Annotated in this window: 16 protein-coding genes; 13 read left to right on the top strand and 3 right to left on the bottom strand. The window is 62.0% G+C overall.

All coding sequences use genetic code 11. The features are described 5' to 3' along the window. From ACESL9_RS05055 to ACESL9_RS05025, 7 genes are all read left to right on the top strand, one after another. Positions 1 to 786 (top strand): ABC transporter permease, encoded by a 786-nt coding sequence (locus ACESL9_RS05055; RefSeq protein ID WP_372614980.1) that lies wholly within the window; start codon positions 1 to 3, stop codon positions 784 to 786. Between the two features lie 50 nt (positions 787 to 836). Next, positions 837 to 2006, top strand: a complete 1170-nt coding sequence (locus tag ACESL9_RS05050; protein WP_372614981.1) for a PotD/PotF family extracellular solute-binding protein — start codon at positions 837 to 839, stop codon at positions 2004 to 2006. Between the two features lie 88 nt (positions 2007 to 2094). After that, a complete protein-coding gene (locus tag ACESL9_RS05045) occupies positions 2095 to 3174 on the top strand; it encodes an ABC transporter ATP-binding protein (protein ID WP_372614982.1) in 1080 nt (359 codons plus the stop codon). Continuing rightward, positions 3175 to 4515: an aspartate aminotransferase family protein gene (locus ACESL9_RS05040; RefSeq protein WP_372614983.1), complete on the top strand. Its 1341-nt coding sequence runs from the start codon at positions 3175 to 3177 to the stop codon at positions 4513 to 4515. Next, positions 4512 to 5006 (top strand): GNAT family N-acetyltransferase, encoded by a 495-nt coding sequence (locus ACESL9_RS05035; RefSeq protein ID WP_372614984.1) that lies wholly within the window; start codon positions 4512 to 4514, stop codon positions 5004 to 5006. The genes ACESL9_RS05040 and ACESL9_RS05035 overlap by 4 nt, the downstream gene beginning before the upstream one ends. Beyond that, on the top strand, positions 5003 to 5698 hold the full coding sequence (locus tag ACESL9_RS05030; RefSeq protein WP_372614985.1) for a CoA transferase subunit A: 696 nt from the start codon (positions 5003 to 5005) through the stop codon (positions 5696 to 5698). Before ACESL9_RS05035 ends, ACESL9_RS05030 begins: the two co-directional genes overlap by 4 nt. Continuing rightward, positions 5691 to 6335: a 3-oxoacid CoA-transferase subunit B gene (locus tag ACESL9_RS05025; protein WP_372615001.1), complete on the top strand. Its 645-nt coding sequence runs from the start codon at positions 5691 to 5693 to the stop codon at positions 6333 to 6335. The genes ACESL9_RS05030 and ACESL9_RS05025 overlap by 8 nt, the downstream gene beginning before the upstream one ends. A gap of 30 nt (positions 6336 to 6365) precedes the next feature. On the opposite strand, the gene ACESL9_RS05020 is transcribed toward ACESL9_RS05025, so the two are convergent. Then, positions 6366 to 6842, bottom strand: coding sequence for a MarR family winged helix-turn-helix transcriptional regulator (locus tag ACESL9_RS05020; RefSeq protein WP_372614986.1), 477 nt, complete (start codon positions 6840 to 6842; stop codon positions 6366 to 6368). Between the two features lie 233 nt (positions 6843 to 7075). Between ACESL9_RS05020 and ectA the strand changes: the two genes are divergently transcribed. The 6 genes from ectA (at position 7076) to ACESL9_RS04990 (ending at position 15312) form a co-directional block, all read left to right on the top strand. Then, on the top strand, positions 7076 to 7612 hold the full coding sequence (gene ectA / locus ACESL9_RS05015) for a diaminobutyrate acetyltransferase (protein ID WP_372614987.1): 537 nt from the start codon (positions 7076 to 7078) through the stop codon (positions 7610 to 7612). 54 nt (positions 7613 to 7666) lie between these two features. Further along, a complete protein-coding gene (gene ectB / locus ACESL9_RS05010) occupies positions 7667 to 8953 on the top strand; it encodes a diaminobutyrate--2-oxoglutarate transaminase (protein WP_372614988.1) in 1287 nt (428 codons plus the stop codon). A gap of 4 nt (positions 8954 to 8957) precedes the next feature. Beyond that, the gene (locus tag ACESL9_RS05005; RefSeq protein WP_372614989.1) at positions 8958 to 9350 is read left to right on the top strand and encodes an ectoine synthase; all 393 of its coding nucleotides are present in this window, start codon (positions 8958 to 8960) and stop codon (positions 9348 to 9350) included. Positions 9351 to 9387: 37 nt separating this feature from the next. Then, entirely contained in the window at positions 9388 to 10824 is a 1437-nt protein-coding gene (locus ACESL9_RS05000) for an aspartate kinase (protein WP_372614990.1), read from the top strand. 265 nt (positions 10825 to 11089) lie between these two features. Beyond that, positions 11090 to 12199, top strand: coding sequence for an efflux RND transporter periplasmic adaptor subunit (locus tag ACESL9_RS04995; RefSeq protein WP_372674566.1), 1110 nt, complete (start codon positions 11090 to 11092; stop codon positions 12197 to 12199). Further along, positions 12196 to 15312 (top strand): efflux RND transporter permease subunit, encoded by a 3117-nt coding sequence (locus ACESL9_RS04990; protein ID WP_372674565.1) that lies wholly within the window; start codon positions 12196 to 12198, stop codon positions 15310 to 15312. Before ACESL9_RS04995 ends, ACESL9_RS04990 begins: the two co-directional genes overlap by 4 nt. 55 nt (positions 15313 to 15367) lie before the next feature. Here the strand turns inward: ACESL9_RS04990 and ACESL9_RS04985 are convergent, their stop codons facing one another. Together ACESL9_RS04985 and ACESL9_RS04980 are read right to left on the bottom strand one after the other, a co-directional pair. After that, a complete protein-coding gene (locus ACESL9_RS04985; RefSeq protein WP_372614993.1) occupies positions 15368 to 16231 on the bottom strand; it encodes a universal stress protein in 864 nt (287 codons plus the stop codon). 16 nt (positions 16232 to 16247) lie between these two features. Then, complete coding sequence (locus tag ACESL9_RS04980; protein WP_372614994.1) at positions 16248 to 17738, bottom strand: SulP family inorganic anion transporter; 1491 nt, start codon at positions 17736 to 17738, stop codon at positions 16248 to 16250. Between the last annotated feature and the right edge of the window lie 265 nt (positions 17739 to 18003).

Here is an 18003-nt window from a genome sequence, read left to right as displayed (position 1 = left end):
ATGAACGCATGGGCCTTTATCCGGTTCTACACGATCATGGTTTACACCTTCATGTTCGCCCCGATCGCGGTGGTCCTGCTGCTGGCCTTCAACAGTTCGCAATTCGGAGGCTTCCCGATCGAGGGGTTGAGCCTGCGCTGGTTCCATGCGCTTTTCGAGAACGAGGCGATCATGCGGGCGTTTCGCACCTCGTTCTCGCTCGGGTTGCTGACTGCGCTGGTGGCAACGACGATCGGAATCCTGGCCGCGATGGCATTGGTGCGCTATCAATTCCGTGGCAAGGATTGGGTCACGACTTTTCTGATCTCGCCGGTTCTTGTGCCCGAGACAGTGCTGGCGGTGGGGCTTTTGATCTTTCTGCGCTGGTTGCACATGCCGCGCAGTTTCACCCTGCTGCTGCTGGGCCATTCGATCATCGCGCTGCCGTTCGTGGTGCTGGTGGTGCAGGCGCGGCTGGTGGGCATACGCCGCGAGTACGAGGAAGCGGCACGCTCACTGGGGGCCAGTCCGATGCAGACCTTCTTCTCGGTGACATTCCCGTTGTTGTTGCCTGCGATCTTTGCCGGGGCGCTCTTTGCCTTTACCATCTCGTTCGACAACATCACCGCTACGATCTTCTGGCGTCCGTCGGGCATGGAGACGGTGCCGACGCAGATTTTCGGGATGCTGCGCCATTCGGTCAGCCCCGAAATCAACGCGCTGGGCTTCGTGATGATCTGCATCACGGTCGGCGTGCCGCTCCTGGCGGGTGGGCTGGCGCGCTATTTCTCGCGCAGAAAGATATGACCCGACCGACAGGAAACGACCAACGATAAACCACCAACAAGGAGAGTATGATGACCAGGAAAATGGACAGCACCAAACGCTATGAGAAGCTGCGCGAGGCGGTGGGCAACGGCGATGTGGATCGCCGCACCTTCTTTGGCCTTCTGGGGTCGGCCGGGATAACCGCCGGGCTTTCGGGCGGGATCATGACGGCGATGGCGGGCCAGGCCCGCGCCGCCGGCGCCGAACTGCATTTCGAGGGCTGGGGCGGCGTGGTCTCGGAAGCGCTGCGCAAGCATGCCTTCGATCCCTACGAGGAGGCCACCGGGAACGAGGTGGTCGATGCCACCTTTGGCGGCGAGAACGAGGTTCTGACCAAGATCAAGGCGGCAGGCAGCACCTCGGGCCATAACATCCTGCATAGTTCGGGAGTGAGCTGGTACAAGCGCTGGGTTGATAACGGGTATCATGTGGTTCTGAACGAGGACAACATTCCCAACCTCGCGAACGTGATGACCGCGATGATCGAGCCGTTCCGCGCGATCACGCCCGATGGGCTTTCGGCGGTGCCCTACAATTACGGGACCACGGGCATTGCCTATAACACCAAGCACATCAGCGAAGAAAAGGCGAAGGAGCTGGGCGCTGACCTGTTGCTTGACAAGGAGCTCAAGGGCAAGATCGGCGGCTGGGGCGGCGACTGGGCCAACCGGGCGTGGTACGGCGCGCTGCAATCGGGGCAGGACCCCAACAATATCGAGGACTGGGACGCGGTCTGGGACAAGGCGCGCGAGCATCGCGACCTCGTTCTGAAATACTGGAGTTCGGGCGCGGAACTGATGGATCTCCTGGCCAAGGAAGAGATTTGGGTTACCGAGGCCTGGTCGGGCCGGGTGGCTGCGCTTCAGGCGCAAGGGCACCCGATCGGTTACATGGACCCGCCCAACGGGCTGGCATGGATGGAGTCGATGTTCGTGCTCGAAGGTTCGCCGCTCGAAGAGGCGGAAGAACTGCTGAACTTCATGCTCGATCCGGAAACCTCGATCGCGGTGGCGGCAGGTCAGAAATACCCGTCGGCGCTTGATCCGACCAAGATCGACATGCCCGAGGAAGTGCAGAACTTGCCGGCATTCGACCCCACCGGCAAGCTCGAGGCGCTGGTGTTCCGCAACCCGGAGACGTGGAACCCGCATGAGAAGAAGCAGGGCGCGATGTGGAACCGGGTTCAGAAAGGCGGCTGATCCGGGGCTGAAACCATCGGACCGGGCCGCGCGGGGCTCTGCGTGGCCCGGTCCCAACAGAAACTGACCAGAACGGGGATGGCACGCGATGGCCCGCGTCGAACTCAAGCAAATCACCAAGTCCTTTGGTATCCTGAAGGCGGTGCATGAATCCGATGTGGTGTTCGAGGAGGGAACATTCACCACGCTGCTGGGCCCGTCAGGCTGTGGCAAGACGACGATCCTGCGCATGATCTCGGGGTTGGAGAGACCCACCGGCGGGGATATCCTGATCGGGGGCAAGAGGATCAACGATGTGCCGATCCACAAGCGCAACCTGGGGCTGGTGTTCCAGAACTACGCCCTGTTTCCGCACCGTACCATCGCCGAGAATATCGCCTTCGGCCTCAAATACCGGGGCGTGAGCAAGGCAGACGCGGCGCAAAAGGTGCGCGAGGCGCTCGATATCGTGCGGCTGCCGGGGGTCGAGGATCGGTATCCAAGCCAGTTATCGGGAGGCCAGCAACAGCGGATCGCCATGGCGCGTGCGATCGTCATCGAGCCGGATGTGCTGTTGCTTGACGAGCCGTTGTCGGCGCTGGATGCGAACCTGCGCGAAGAGATGCGGGTCGAATTGAAGTCTATCCAGCACCGGGTCGGGGTGACGACAATCTTTGTCACGCATGACCAGTCCGAGGCGCTGGCCATGTCCGACAGGATCATCGTGATGAGCGATGGCCGGGTCGAACAGGTTGGCGCACCCGCAGAGGTCTACAATAACCCGGCGAGCGTGTTCGTGGCCAACTTCCTTGGCGCGTCCAATATCGTGGATGTCGATGTGAAGGGGCGCGGTGCGGATGATGTGACGCTCGAGGTGCCGCATTTCGGGGCGGTCACTCTGCGGGCGAGCCGTGCCACCAATCTGGGCGATGCGTCAAAAGGCAAGCTGATCATGCGGGCGGAGAAGCTGCACCTTGCCGAAGGGGCGGCCCCCGAAGGCACGGTTTCGACGCGCGGCGTGGTCGAGGCGGTTGACTATCAGGGCCAGCTGGCGCGTTACTTCGTGCGGATTGGCGAGACCCAGCTCCAGGCGATGAACATGATTGATAGGGTGCCCTTTGCCGAAGGGGACGAGGTGTCGGTGGTTCTGAACCCTGACGATTGCAGTGTATTGGCGAACGAGGCGTGAATGAGCCATCTATTCTATCAAAGCCGCCTGGCGCGGCCGGAACTCGACCGTGCCGAGGGCATCTACATGTGGGACAAGGCCGGAAAACGCTATCTTGACGGCTCGAGCGGCGCGATGGTGAGCAATATCGGCCATTCCAACCCGGCCGTTCTGACGGCGATGCGTGCACAGATGGAGAAATCGACCTTCGGCTATCGGCTGCATTTCCAGACCGAAGCCTCCGAGGCGCTGGCGGCACGGACGGCCGAACTGTCGCCGCCGGGCCTCAACAAGGTGTTTTTCGTCTCGGGCGGGTCCGAGGCAGTGGAAAGCACGATCAAGCTTGCGCGGCAATACGCGATCGCGAAGGGCGAGGCGCAGCGGTTCAAGGTTATTTCGAGGATGCCGTCCTATCATGGGGCGACGCTGGGCGCGCTGGCGGTGACCGGATATGCGCCGATGAGCGCGCCATTTGACCCGATGCTGATGCGGATGCCGAAGATTCCCGCGCCGCGCGCTTATCTCGACGGCCTGGATATGGAGGACGTGGCGACGGGCCACCATTATGCCGACATGCTGGAGCAGAAGATTCGCGACGAAGGGCCGGAAACGGTGCTGGCCTTCATCGTCGAGCCGGTGGGCGGGGCATCAACCGGGGCCTTGGTGCCGCCAGAGGGCTACATGCAGCGCATTCGCGAGATCTGTGACCGCTACGGCGTGCTGCTGATCCATGACGAGGTGATGTCGGGCGGTGGGCGCACGGGCAAATTCTGGGGCGCCGAGCATTGGCAGACGGTGCCGGATATCATCTGCATTTCCAAGGGGTTCGGCGGTGGTTACGTGCCGCTGGGCGCGATGATTGCGCGCGAGGACATCGTCGAGGCGGTGCTCGACAAGGGTGGGTTCGTGCATGGGCATACCTATGCGGGCAACCCGCTGGCCTGTGCAGCCGGTGTCGCGGTCCTCGATGAGATCGCGCGCCAAGACATGATTGGCAATGCTGAGCGGATGGGCGCACGGCTCAAGTCGCGGCTCGAGGCGCTGATGCAGCGGTTCCCTTTTATAGGTGATGTGCGTGGCAAGGGGCTATTGCTCGCCTTCGAACTGGTCAGCGACCGCGACAGCATGGCGCCACTGCCCAAGGATCTGAACGCGCATTCCCGGCTGGTCGATATTGCCTATGACCGGGGGCTGATTATTTATTCGCGGCGCACGCGTGGCGGCCTTGAGGGCGATCATTTTCTTGTCTGCCCGCCGATGGTCGTCGGCGAGGAGGGGATCGACGAGATCATTGAGGGTCTGAGTGCCGCGCTTGAGGATTTCGCGGGTGAGGCGGGGCTTGAGACAGGGCGCGCGGCGTGATCAAGGCGCGGATACGTCTGGCGACCGAGGATGATGTCGGCGCGATGGACGCGATGCTGCGGGCATTGTCCGAGCATCTGGGAGATCATGACCTCCATACCGGCAATGCCAAGGCGCTGCACCGCCACGGCCCATGGGGGACTGGGTTTTTTGAGGCTGTTATCGCCGAAGCCGGGGCGAATACCTGCGGGATGAGCCTGTATTTCCGGCATTTCTCGACGCTGCGCGGTGAGCCGGGGGTGTATGTCCAGGATCTCTGGATCGCGCCGGAACAACGTGGAAGCGGGCTGGGCCGCCGGTTGCTCGCCGCCGTGGCGCGGGAGGCGGCGGGGCGCTGGGATGCCGCCTACCTCATGCTGACGGCCAACCGCGGCAATAGCGGCGCGGTGCGGTTCTATGATCGGCTGGGGTTCGAGAGATTTGCCAACGATTTGCCGATGGCGCTGGTCGGTGAGCGGTTTGTTCGGCTGGTGGGCGAGGGGAAAACATGAAACTTGCCGACAAGAGCTGTGTAATGGAAGAGGCGGTGTCGCGGATCGGCGAGGGCGCCACGGTAATGCTGGGCGGCTTTGGCGTGCCGGGCACACCCTTCGCGCTCATCCGTGAATTGGTGCGGCAGGGGCCGAAGGGCCTGACCATCATCAAGAACGATGCCAACGAGAAGGGCATGGGTGTCGATCATCTGCTGGCGGCGGGGATGGTGAAAAAGCTGATCGTGACGCATATCGGGCTCAACGCGCGGGCGATGGCGATGATGAACGCTGGCGATATCGAGGTCGAGTTCTGTGCGCAAGGCATGCTGGCCGAGCGGGTGCGCGCGGGCGGCGCCGGACTTATGGGTTTCTTGACGGATATCGGGCTGGGGACTGAATTGGCCGAGGGCAAGACGAGGGTTGAGCTTGGCGGGCGCGAGGGTGTTCTGGAATCCGCGTTGCGCGCCGACGTGGCGCTGATCCATGCAGCGCGCGCCGACACGTTCGGCAACCTGTGCTATGCGGCGGCGGCGCGGAATTTCAGCCCACTGATGGCGATGGCCGCCGACAGGGTGATTGCCGAGGCCGAAGAGGTGGTGGCGCCGGGCGGTATCGTACCCGAGGAAGTGCATACGCCGGGGCCGTTCGTGGATCACTTGGTGCCCTTGGGCGCGCTGGGCGAGGAGTATGGCGTTGTCAGACGTGCGTGAGAGGATGGTGGCGCGCGCGGCACGCGAGATCGCGCGGGGCATGGTGGTCAATCTCGGCATCGGGTTGCCGACGCGGGTGATCGACCATCTGGCGGCGGATTTCCCGGTCTGCCTGCATACCGAGAACGGGCTTTCCGGGATCGGCCCGACATTGCCGTATGAGCAGGCCGACCGGAACCTGATCGACGCGGGCGGGGCCTATGTGTCAACCATCCCGGGCAGCGCCTTCTTCGACAGCGCGGTGAGTTTCGCGCTGGTCCGAAGCGGGCGGCTGGATCTCACGATGCTGGGCGCCTTCGAAGTGGCGCAGAACGGCGACCTCGCCAACTGGAAGATCCCGGGCAAGTTCTCGCCTGGGGCGGGCGGGGGCATCGAACTGGCGCAGAAGGCGCGACGGGTGGTGGTCCTGACCACGCATGTGGATCGCAAGGGCAACCCCAAGCTGCTGGAGCAATGCAGTCTTCCGCTGACCGCAACTGCCTGTGTGAACCGGGTGTTCACGGACATGGCGGTGGTCGATGTGGCAGAGGGGCGCTTTCACCTGCGCGAGATCGCCGAGGGGCTGAGCGTGGCGGATGTTGTCAGGGCGACGGGGGCCGGGCTGATTGTCCCAGAGGGGGAGTTGCCGCGGTTCTGAGCCGACGATCTTTCGCAAGAAGATCGTCAGTCAGGTGCCGGAACGAATGTCGCGGGAATCGAGCACGGGCGAGGCGTCGAGATCCTCCGCGTCGAGCATCGTGGCCACCCGTTCGAGCGAGGAGACGATCATCGCCTGTTCCCAATCTTCAAGCGACTGGAACTTGCGCACATAGCGCTGTTGCAGCGCATCCGGCGCGTCGGCGATGGTTTCGCGCCCCTTGTCGGTGATGCAGATATTGATCTGGCGGCGGTCGGTCTGCGATTTCTCGCGCACCACAACGCCCTTGGCCACGAGCTTGTCGACCAGCGAGGTCACGGTCGCCTGCGAGACGCGCATGCGCTGGGCGATCGCGGTGGCGGTGGCATCACCCTTTTCCGCAACCAGTTGCAGCACCCGGAACTGGGCGGCGGTGAGGCCGGCGGATTGTGCAAGGTCGCGCCCGTAAAGATCGGTTGCGCGCAGGATGCGGCGCAACGCGACAAGACTCGAGTCGATGCGGTCCATGGTCTTCCCCTTGCGGTGAAACGCGAGAATGTTGGCAGATGGAAAGTTCAAGTTCAATCGCCTCCTGTAATAATTATGCAAAGGGCAATCTAAGCAATTTATGCAGAATTTACAAAGGAAATCGGCCTTATCGATCTAAAATTGACCGTACTTGCCAAAAAAATGCTTTGATACTTGAAATAAAGTCCAGAACTTGTTACTTAGCCTTCCAAAGCAATAGGAGGCCCATTCAGATGACCCATGCAGTTGAGCAGCTCAGGAAGAAGGCGCAGCCGGTTCTGCGCAAGCCCGAGGCCGCGGATGGCGCGGCTATCTGGGAACTTGTGCGCGCCTGCAAGCCGCTCGATGAGAACTCGATGTATTGCAACCTGCTTCAAGCGGATCATTTCCGCGACACCTGTGTGGTCGCGGAGATCGATGGCGAGATCATGGGGTGGGTCTCGGGCTATGTGCTGCCCTATGATGCCGAGACCTTCTTTGTCTGGCAGGTCGCCGTGTCATCCAGGGCGCGTGGCATGGGGCTTGGCACCCTGATGCTTGATCACTTGATCCGTCGCGACGAATGCGATGGCGTGAACCGGCTTCAGACCACGATCACCGCAGACAACGAGGCAAGCTGGGCGCTGTTCCGCAAGTTCTCGGATCTGCGCGATGGAACGCTGGATGCACAGGCCCATTTCACCCAGTCGCTCCACTTCCGCGGGCGTCACGAGACCGAACACATGGTCACGATCACGCTGGAGCGCGAGACGCTGCGCAAGGCAGCCTGAGGCGACTTGCCGCCAGCGAACACTGAAATCAAAGCAATCCCAAAAGGATACACAATGACTGACAAGTCATCCAAAATTTCTGTCTTCGAGCGACGCGAATCCGAAGTGCGCTCGTATTGCCGTGGCTTCGACACGGTGTTCACAAGCGCGCAGGGGTCGGAAATGACCGATGCCGAAGGGCGCAGCTATATCGACTTTCTGGCGGGGTGCTCCTCGCTCAACTACGGACACAACGACCCGGACATGAAGAACGCGCTGGTCGAGCATGTCATGAGTGACGGGCTTTCCCATGCGCTGGACCTCCATACCGACGTCAAGGCGGACTTCCTCGAAAGTTTCGAGAAGCATATTCTGCAACCGCGCGGAATGGATCACCGCGTTATGTTCACCGGCCCGACCGGCGCCAACGCCGTCGAAGCGGCGATGAAGCTGGCGCGCAAGGTGACCGGGCGCACGAATGTCATCGCCTTTACCAACGGGTTTCACGGTGTGACGATGGGCGCGCTGGCCGCAACCGGCAACAGCTATCACCGGGGTGGTGCGGGCATGACGCTCAACGGTGTCACACGGATGCCGTTCGATGAATACATGGGTCCGGATTTCGACACGGTCGAGTTGCTGGAGAAGATGTTGTCCGACCGCTCGTCCGGCATGGATGCGCCTGCTGCGATCATGCTGGAAACCGTTCAGGGCGAAGGCGGGCTCAATGCCGCGCGGCCCGAATGGGTCAAGCGGGTGGCCGAGTTGGCCCACGAACATGGCGCTCTGTTGATCGTCGACGATATCCAGGCTGGATGTGGCCGGACGGGCACATTCTTTTCCTTCGAGAAGATGGGGATCGAGCCTGACATCGTTACCATGGCGAAATCGGTCTCGGGTTTCGGCCTGCCGATGGCCCTCGTGCTGGTGCGTCCCGAACATGACGTGTTTGGCCCGGCCGAGCATAACGGCACCTTCCGGGGCAATACCCATGCCTTTGTCACCGCAAAGGTGGCGATCGAGAAGTTCTGGAAGGACGACGCGTTCGAAAAGGATCTCGCCGTGAAGGCGGATGTGATCGCCGAGGGGCTGGCAAGCCTTGCGCTGATGGTCGAGGGCTCGAACATGAAAGGCCGAGGGCTGATGCGTGGCGTGGATGTCGGATCGGGTGAACTCGCCGGCGAGATTTGCGCGCGCGCCTTCAAGAAGGGCCTTGTGATCGAGACATCGGGCCCCGAAGATGAGGTGGTCAAGATCCTGGCGCCGCTGACAACGTCCGAAGAGACGCTGCGCAAAGGGCTGAGCATTCTGCTCGATGCTGCGCGCGAGGTTCTGGACACAACCAAGATGGCAGCGGAGTAATCCAATGATCGTGAGAGATTTCAACAAGATCGTCGAGAACGAGCGCGACCGTGTCGTGGCAGACGCGCAATGGACCAGCGTTCGGATGCTTCTGGCCGATGACGGGATGGGATTCTCGTTCCACATCACCTTTCTCGAAGAGGGATCGGAGCATGAGTTCGAATACAAGAACCACTTCGAGAGCGTCTATTGCATGAAAGGCAAAGGGTCGATCACCGACATTGCAACCGGCGAGACACACGAGATTCATCCGGGGGTGATGTACGCGCTCAACAAGCATGACCGCCACATCCTGCGAGCCGAGGAAGAACTCGTGATGGCGTGCTGCTTCAACCCGCCGGTGACCGGCAACGAAGTGCACCAGGCCGACGGCTCCTACGCGCTAGAAACCAGTTGAAAGAGGGGCCCGGGGCGATACCTCCGGGCCGGAAAGAATGACACTCCAGAAACACACCGTCGAGAAGATCGGTGGCACGTCAATGTCGCGGCTTGATGAGTTGCGCGACACGCTTCTGATCGGCAACCGCAAGGGAGCCGAGCTTTACAACCGGGTCTTTGTCGTTTCGGCCTTTGGCGGGATCACTGACCTGCTGCTCGAGCACAAGAAGACCGGTGAGGCCGGCGTTTACGAGCTTTTCGCCAATGATGAAAGCGCGCACGGTTGGCATGACGCGCTGACCCGGGTCAGCGAGGAGATGGTCGCCGCGCATGAGGCTGTGCTTGACCAACCTGGAGATCGTACGCAAGCGAGCGAGTTCGTGCGCGAGCGGATCGAGGGCGCGCGTTCCTGCCTGATCGACCTGCAAAGGCTGTGCTCCTATGGCCATTTCCGCCTGTCTGATCACATGGCGGTCACGCGCGAATTGCTGGCCGGGCTGGGCGAGGCGCATTCGGCCTTCGTGGCTGCGCTGACATTGCAGCGCGCCGGTGTCAACGCGCGCTTTGTCGATCTGTCGGGCTGGCGCGACGAGAACGAATATACTCTCGAAGAACGGATCGCGGCGGGGTTCGCGGATGTGGATATCGCCAGCGAATTGCCGATCGTGACCGGCTATGCCCAGTGCAGCGAGGGTTTGATGCGTGAATATGACCGCGGCTATTCCGAGGTTACGTTTTCGAACATCGCCGCGCAGACCGAAGCCGCCGAGGCGATCATTCACAAGGAATTTCACCTCAGTTCGACCGACCCCAAGCTGGTCGGCGAGGATGCGGTGCGCAAGCTCGGGCACACCAATTATGACGTGGCCGATCAGCTTTCCAATCTTGGGATGGAGGCAATCCATCCCAATGCGGCCAAGATCCTGCGCAGGGCGGGGATCCCGCTGCGCGTAACCAATGCGTTCGACCCCGACGATCCTGGCACCCTGATCGACGAGGAGCCCGCTGAAAACGCAGCAGTCGAGATCGTGACAGGGCTGCCGGTGACGGCGCTGGAGCTCTTTGAACAGGACATGGTTGGCGTCAAAGGGTATGATTCCAAGGTGCTCGAGGTTTTGGCGCGGCACAAGGTGCGGATCGTGTCGAAGGCGACCAATGCCAATACGATTACCCACTATCTCGATGCGTCGCGCAAGGCGCTGCGCCGGGTCGAGCGCGATCTGACCGCGCATTTCCCCAATGCCGAGCTGCGGCTCACGCGGCTTGCATTGGTTGCCGTGATCGGGCGCAGTCTCGAAGGTTTGCACAGTGTCGAGCGTGGTCTGGCCGCGCTGCGCGAGGGTGATGTCGGGGTGCGCGCGGTTCAGCATGTGCCCGGTAGCGTCGACGTACAGTTTGTCGTGCCCGAGGATGCCTGTGACACCGCGATCAAATTGCTGCACGGCGCCTTTGTCGAGGCGCCGGAACGCAAAGCTCCTCAATTGGCCGCGTAACGGACGACATGTTGTGCCCGCCCTCATCGTGGGCTGTTCACGGAAAAGATCAGTAGAGCCGGGTGTCCTGTGCACCTGGCTTTTTCATGTTCTTGGGCGCTTGAACGCGGTGGGTGTTGTGTGATCCGATCTTGTGCCTGCACCGTAATCGGCTTGTGAACACCAGTTCGTGAGGGGTGCGGTTGGTGTTGTATTATGCCGTATTCCCGCCTTAAGGTTGGGGCGCGCGCGCTTTCGCGCCGGGATCAGGAGTTGGAAAGCCCGCATGGCCCTTTGGAAACAGTTGCTTGTTCTGTGCGTCCTGGTCGTGCTCGGCTATGGCGGATACGAAGGGTATCAGCGTTATTTCGCGTCCGAAGAGGCGGCGCCGTCGCAAGCAGGCGGTGGCTCGCGGGTCGCGGCGGTGGAGGCTGCACGAGCCGAGTTGCGGGTGTTGCGCGATACGGTCGAGGCTGTCGGCACGACACGGGCGCGGCAATCGGTGGAAATCGTCCCAGAGACCTCTGGCCGGATCGAGGAGCTGAATTTCACCCCGGGCCAGAGCGTCGAGAAGGGCGATGTCCTGGCGCGCCTCGATGACACGATCGAACGTGCCAACCTCGCCGAGATCAAGGCGCGTTTGCAAGAGCACGTGCAAGCGGTGGAACGGTCAACTCAACTCAAGCTGTCCAACGCGGTTGCCGAGGCCACGCTTGAGGAGGCGGTGGCACGCCTGGCCGAAACGCGGGCACGGATCGATCGCGCGACCCAGCGGCTGGAGGATCGGACAATTCGCGCACCCTTTGCCGGCATCGTAGGGCTGGCAGAGGTCGACGAGGGCGCGCGCGTCGCTGAAGGGCAGTCGATTACGCGGCTGGATGATCTTTCGGCGGTGGTTGTCGAATTCTCGCTGCCCGAGACCTTGTTTGCGCGGATTCGCCAGGGCCAGACCATCAAGGCCACCAGCGCCGCGTTCGAGGACCGCATTTTTGAGGGCGCCATCGAGGCCGTGGACACCCGGATCGATCCGGTGAGCCGTGCATTTCGTACCCGCGCCGTTATCCCGAACCCCGAAGGGGTTTTGCCCGCGGGAATGTTCATTTCGCTGGAACTGACCTTGGGACAGGCCGAACATGTCGTCGTGCCGGAAGAGGCGATAATCTTTCAGGCTGCGGAAACCTATGTCTTCAGCGTCGAGGAAGGCGTGGCGCGGCGCGTCACGGTGGAGACCGGCGTGCGGCGCGAGGGAGAGGTCGCTATCCTGTCGGGGCTCGAAGAGGGCGCCGAGGTCGTGGTGCGGGGGCTGCACCGTGTGCGTGATGGCAGTGAGGTTGACGTGCTGGAGGACACCGGCTCGTCGGACGAGTCCGAGATGACGGACGAGGCGGAATCGTGACCCTATCTGACATTTCGGTGCGCCGGCCGGTTCTGGCGGCGGTGGCGAGCCTTTTGTTGATCGTGTTCGGGCTGAGTGCGCTGCGCGAGATCTCGGTTCGCGAATTGCCGGATGTCGACAATGCTGTCGTGACAATCACGACCACCTATCGCGGTGCAGCCCCCGAGGTTATCGATACGGATGTGACCGAAACCATCGAGGGGGCGGTCGCCTCGATTTCGGGGATACGCTCGATCAGTTCGGAAAGTCGCCAGGGCCGGTCGCGCGTCACGATCGAGTTCGACACCGGGCGCGATATCGACGTGGCGGCCAACGACGTGCGCGACGCGGTTGGCCGCGTGCGTGCCAACCTGCCTCAGGAAGCCGATCCGCCGGATGTCGAGAAAAGCGATGCCGATGCCGACCCGGTGATGCGGCTGGCGGTGACATCGGACCGTATGACCACCGCCGAGATCACCGACTACGTGGACCGTTTCGTTGTCGACCGGCTGGCCACGCTGGATGGCGTGGCCAATATCGTCATTTACGGTGAGCGGTCCTTTGCTGTGCGCATCTGGCTGGACCGGCGGGCGCTGGCAGCGCGCAAGCTGACCGTGGCGGATGTGGAACAAGCCCTTCTGCGCAACAATATCGAGCTGCCCGCGGGCAAGGTGACGTCCCGCGACCGCGAGTTGACCGTGCGCTTGAATAGCCGGTTGCAGAGCATCGACGATTTTCGCGACGTGGTTCTCGACCGGGTGGCGGGATACCCGGTGCGGCTGGGTGATGTGGCCCGGGTCGAGGCGGGGGTGGCAGACGATTCCACCATAGCGCGAAGTGACGGGCGCGATGCGGTCGGCCTGGCCGTGCAGCGCCAGAGCCAGTCGAACACCCTTCAGATTTCCAACGCCGTGCGGGCCGAGCTCGACTCTCTGCGCCCGACCCTGCCCGAGGGGATGGAGATCATGGTGGGGTCGGATGATGCGCTTTTCGTGGGTGCGTCTATCCGCGAGGTTGTGCTGGCGCTTATGATCTCGCTCGGGCTGGTAGTGCTGGTGATCCTCTTCTTCCTGCGCAGTCTGCGTGCCACGCTGATCCCGGCGATCACCATTCCGGTGTCGCTTCTGGGGTCGTTCATCCTGATCGGGGCCTGGGGGTTCTCGCTCAACACCCTGACACTTCTGGCGCTCTTGCTGGCGATCGGGCTGGTGGTGGATGATGCGATCGTGGTGCTGGAAAACATTCAGCGCCGCATCGAGGACGGAGAGAGCCCGCTTGTGGCCAGCCTCAGGGGCGCGCGGCAGGTGACATTCGCGGTTCTGGCCACATCGGTCACGCTGATCGCTGTGTTCGTGCCGCTGTCGTTCATGCCGGGCCAGGTAGGGCGGCTTTTCATCGAGTTCGGTTGGGTCATGGCCGGGACGGTGGCATTTTCGACCTTCGTGGCGCTGACCGCCTGCCCGGCGCTGGCTTCGAAAGTGCTGAGCAAGGGCACCGGCGCGTCGCCCACTGACGAGAGCGGGCTGCGCGGGGGGGTACAGCGGTTTTATGCCGGGATTTTGCGCCGGGCGGTGCGGATGCCGCTGGTTGTCATCGTTTTGGGCGGTGCAGTGACCGGGGGCGCAGTGCTTTTCTATGATGCGCTGCCACGCGAACTGGCCCCGCGGGAGGATCGGGGGGTGGGATTTATCCCGCTCACGGCGCCGCAGGGAAGCACCCTTGAATACACGGACAATGCCGCACGGCAAGTCGAGGAGATCCTGCGACCGATGCGCGACGAGGGCGTGATCGAAACGGTGTTTACCTTTACCGGCTGGGGCAACCGGGCGTGGCGCTCGTTCGTCGTCTTTCGGCTTGCGCCCTGGGACGAACGCGAGCAGTCGGCGGCGGACGTGGCACAACGGATCGGGCCGAAAATGGGCGATCTGACGTCGGCCCGCGGTTTTCCGGTCACACCGGCGGGGCTTGGCCTGCGCGGGAGTTCGACACCGATCCAGGTGGTGGTGAGCGGGCCGGATTTCGACAGTGTCAAGGACTGGGCCAACGCCTTGCAGGAGCGGGCCGGAGAGATAGAGGGGCTGGTCAATCCCGAGATCAATTTCGAGCAGAACCTGCCGCAGCTTGATGTGCAGATCGACCGCGAACGGGCCGATGATCTGGGCATCAGCGTGGAGGTCATTGCCAATACGATGCAAACCATGCTGGCCTCGCGGCAAGCGACGGAATTCATGACGAGAGGCCGGGAATACCCGGTGATCGTGCAGGCCGAGGAACGCGACCGGCGTTCGCCCTCGGATATCAACAACATTTTCATCCGTTCGGGAGATGGGCAATCGCTGGTCCCGTTGGGTGCATTGGTCACGGTTCAAGAGAATGCTGCGGCCCCCTCGCTGCGCCGGTTCGATCGGCTACCCTCGATCCAGTTGTCGGGTGCGCTGGAGCCGGGCGCAGACCTTGGCAGCGTTCTGGCCCGGGTCGAGGCGGCGGCGGCCGAGATCATACCGCCCAGTGGCAAGCTGGGCTACGAGGGTCAATCGCGCACGTTCAAGGACACATCCGCCGGGGCGGGGATGGTATTCGCGCTGTCGCTGCTCATTGTCTTTCTGGTTCTTTCGGCGCAGTTCGAGAGTTTCATACATCCGGTCACTATTCTGTTGACGGTGCCCACGGGAGTGGCAGGCGCAGTCTATGCAATGGCGCTGGGGGGGCTTTCTCTGAATATTTACAGTCAGATCGGGATCATTCTTCTGATTGGCCTGGTGGCCAAGAACGGCATTCTGATCGTCGAATTTGCCAATCAGCTGCGCGATCAGGGCAAGAGCGTGCGCGAGGCGGTGATCATGGCGGCGGCGCTGCGGTTTAGGCCGATCATGATGACCGTGCTTTCCACCGTTCTGGGCGCGCTGCCGCTGGTTCTGGCCACAGGGGCCGGGGCCGAGAGCCGCAACGCAATTGGCACGGTGATTATCGCTGGGCTTGCGCTGTCGGCGCTGCTTATGCTGGTGGTGACGCCGGTGATCTATGACCTGCTGGCCCGGTTCACCCGTCCGCGTGGTCATATCGAGCGCGCACTTGAACGGGAATTGGGGTCGGAGGCTGGTACCGTCGCAGGCTCCAAAGCACCCGCCGAGTGAGCGGGCACGGGTGCCAGAAGGGTGATGCCCCGACGTCCGAGCATCCGATACATTCTTACCGCATCAGGACGACCGGAACCTTGCAAGAGCGGATCATCTCTGTCGTGGTCGATCCGATGATCAGGCTGCGGATGCGGGAATGGCCATAGGCGCCCATGACCAGCATGTCGAACTCTTCCTCTTCCACCAGCCTGCCGAGTGCAGTTTCGGGCTGGCCGGGCAGAACCGAAGTTTCGGCCTCGATCCCGGCGGCCTTTAGGAGGGCTCTGGCATTTTCCAGCCCTTTCGCCACTTCGGCAGTCTCATTACCCACGGTGACGACATGGATCGCCAGCCCCCGAAATAGTGGCGAGCGGGCGATGTGGTCGATGGCCTTCATCGCCGAAATCCCACCGTCATAGGCGACCAGAATCTTTGCGATCGGCTGAAATGCGCGCGAGGCGACAAATACGGGTTTATGGCTCGCGCGCACGATACGTTCGAGGTTGGAACCGAGATGGCCTTTGGCGAAATCGGCCGCTTCACCGCGTTTGCCGATCAGAACGACGCGCGCATCGGCTTCGACCTCGGCCACGGCCTCGACGATATCACCGTGCCGCAGCCGGGTGGTGATGTCGGTCACGCCGGCCTTATCGAGGATGCTGCGTGCGTCTTCGAGAATGGCGCGGCCACGGTGGCTGATGAGCCTGGCGCGCTGGGCATCGAGTTCGGCCAGCTCTTCGAGCAGCGCGGTGCGCGCCCCGAGCTTGATGGCACCGGAGAGATCCTGTTTCTCGGGTGCCTCGCGGCGGCCAAGGACATGGATCAGTTCGACCGGGGCGCCGGTGCGCTGGGATATCCATGCGGCATGGTCGCAGACGCTTGTCGAATAGAGCGAGCCGTCCACGAGGGCGACAATCTTTTGAGTTTGTTGTGTCATCTGTCTTGCTCTTCGTTCAATGGGCCATCAGCTTGTCCATCGCGCCGGGCTTGTCATGAATGGCAAGCCGGTCGACGATGGTTTCGGTCGCTTCGTTCATGCCGACGATGTCGACTTCGGCCCCGTCACGGCGGAATTTCAGAATGGCCATATCGAGCGCCTGAACGGAGGAAATATCCCAGATATGTGCGCGACTTACGTCGATGACGACGCGTTCGAGTGCCTCCTTGAAATCGAAGGCGTTCATGAAGTCCTCGACCGATCCGTAGAATAGCTGACCCTCGACGACATAGGTCCGTTCACGTCCGTCATCGGAAATCGTGGTCGTGACCCTGAACAGTTGAGCGATTTTGCCGGCAAAGAAGATGCCCGACAAGAGAACCCCGACCAGCACCCCGATGGCGAGGTTGTGGGTATAGACCACGGTGACGACGGTGGCGATCATCACGATGGAGGAGGAGCGCGGATGCGTCCCGAGCGACTTGATCGACGACCATGAGAACGTCCCGACCGAAACCATTATCATGATCGCTACCAGCGCGGCCATCGGAATTTGGCTGACCAGATCGCCCAGAACGACCACCATGAACAGCAGGCAGACCCCTGCTGCGAAAGATGAAAGCCGCCCGCGGCCACCGGATTTGACGTTGATGATCGACTGGCCAATCATTGCGCAACCCGCCATGCCGCCGATGAACCCGGTGGCCGTGTTGGCGATGCCCTGGCCCACGCATTCCTGGTTGCGGTTCGATTTCGTATCGGTGAGGTCGTCCACGATATTCTGGGTCATCAGGCTTTCCAGCAGACCTACTACGGCCACGGCGACCGAATAGGGCAGGATAATCAACAAGGTTTCGAGCGTCAGCGGAATCTGCGGGATCAGGAATACCGGCAGAGTATCGGGCAAGTCGCCCATGTCGCCAACGGTGCGCACATCCCAGCCGAACACCATGATCAGAACGGTGAGCACGACGATCGTGACCAGTGGCGAGGGGACTGCCCGTGTCAGGAGTGGGAAAAGATAGATGATGGCCAGACCAGCGGCGACCAGCGCATAGGTCAGCCATGTCACCGTGCGCGGGTCCAGCTCGGGCAGTTGCGCGATGAAGATCAGGATCGCCAGCGCGTTGACAAAGCCGGTCATCACAGATTTCGACACGTAGCGCATGACAAACCCCAGTCGGAAAATACCAGCGGCGATTTGCAGCAGACCAGCCAGAACCGTTGCGGCCAGCAGGTATTGAAGGCCGTGATCCTTGACCAGTGTGATCATCAAAACAGCCGTGGCAGCCGTGGCCGCCGAGATCATGCCCGCGCGCCCGCCTGTGAGGGCTGTCAGGACGGCAATCGAGAAGCTTGCGAACAGGCCGACCTTGGGGTCCACGCCCGCGATGATCGAGAAGGCGATGGCTTCGGGAATCAGGGCCAATGCCACGACGAGTCCTGCCATGAGGTCGCCGCGGATATTGCCAAACCATTGGTTTCGGTAGGCGTCGAGTGAGATCATGAAAGAGGATTCCTCGTCGATACGAGCGTTCGCCGCGTCTCGATCCTGTTGATAGATGTCTTTTTGGAGCGTCCGACGGGCGCAGGCGGGATACATCGGGTTCGTGGCTCGAACTCAATGGCCTCTCGCCCGGTCTTACCGGCTGCGCGATTGCTGCGGCGCGCCCTAGCGGGTCTTGATGGGTTTGCCAAGTCTTAAGTCAGGGAAGATGTGCGGGCCTTGGTGTTTTCTGGTACGCTATCGTGCATTGACTGGTGAATTCTCG

Origin of the sequence: Aquicoccus sp., from assembly GCF_041686535.1 — a bacterium.
Taxonomy (GTDB): domain Bacteria; phylum Pseudomonadota; class Alphaproteobacteria; order Rhodobacterales; family Rhodobacteraceae; genus Aquicoccus.
This window is presented reverse-complemented; position numbering and strand designations above follow the sequence as displayed.

Bases quoted from the DNA above. Each gene is read 5' to 3' on its own strand.
- ACESL9_RS05055 (WP_372614980.1), top strand. From the start codon at position 1: ATGAACGCATGGGCCTTTATCCGGTTCTACACGATCATGGTTTACACC.
- ACESL9_RS05050 (WP_372614981.1), top strand. From the start codon at position 837: ATGACCAGGAAAATGGACAGCACCAAACGCTATGAGAAGCTGCGCGAG.
- ACESL9_RS05045 (WP_372614982.1), top strand. From the start codon at position 2,095: ATGGCCCGCGTCGAACTCAAGCAAATCACCAAGTCCTTTGGTATCCTG.
- ACESL9_RS05040 (WP_372614983.1), top strand. From the start codon at position 3,175: ATGAGCCATCTATTCTATCAAAGCCGCCTGGCGCGGCCGGAACTCGAC.
- ACESL9_RS05030 (WP_372614985.1), top strand. From the start codon at position 5,003: ATGAAACTTGCCGACAAGAGCTGTGTAATGGAAGAGGCGGTGTCGCGG.
- ACESL9_RS05020 (WP_372614986.1), bottom strand. From the start codon at position 6,842: ATGGACCGCATCGACTCGAGTCTTGTCGCGTTGCGCCGCATCCTGCGC.
- ectA (WP_372614987.1), top strand. From the start codon at position 7,076: ATGACCCATGCAGTTGAGCAGCTCAGGAAGAAGGCGCAGCCGGTTCTG.
- ectB (WP_372614988.1), top strand. From the start codon at position 7,667: ATGACTGACAAGTCATCCAAAATTTCTGTCTTCGAGCGACGCGAATCC.
- ACESL9_RS05005 (WP_372614989.1), top strand. From the start codon at position 8,958: ATGATCGTGAGAGATTTCAACAAGATCGTCGAGAACGAGCGCGACCGT.
- ACESL9_RS05000 (WP_372614990.1), top strand. From the start codon at position 9,388: ATGACACTCCAGAAACACACCGTCGAGAAGATCGGTGGCACGTCAATG.
- ACESL9_RS04995 (WP_372674566.1), top strand. From the start codon at position 11,090: ATGGCCCTTTGGAAACAGTTGCTTGTTCTGTGCGTCCTGGTCGTGCTC.
- ACESL9_RS04985 (WP_372614993.1), bottom strand. From the start codon at position 16,231: ATGACACAACAAACTCAAAAGATTGTCGCCCTCGTGGACGGCTCGCTC.
- ACESL9_RS04980 (WP_372614994.1), bottom strand. From the start codon at position 17,738: ATGATCTCACTCGACGCCTACCGAAACCAATGGTTTGGCAATATCCGC.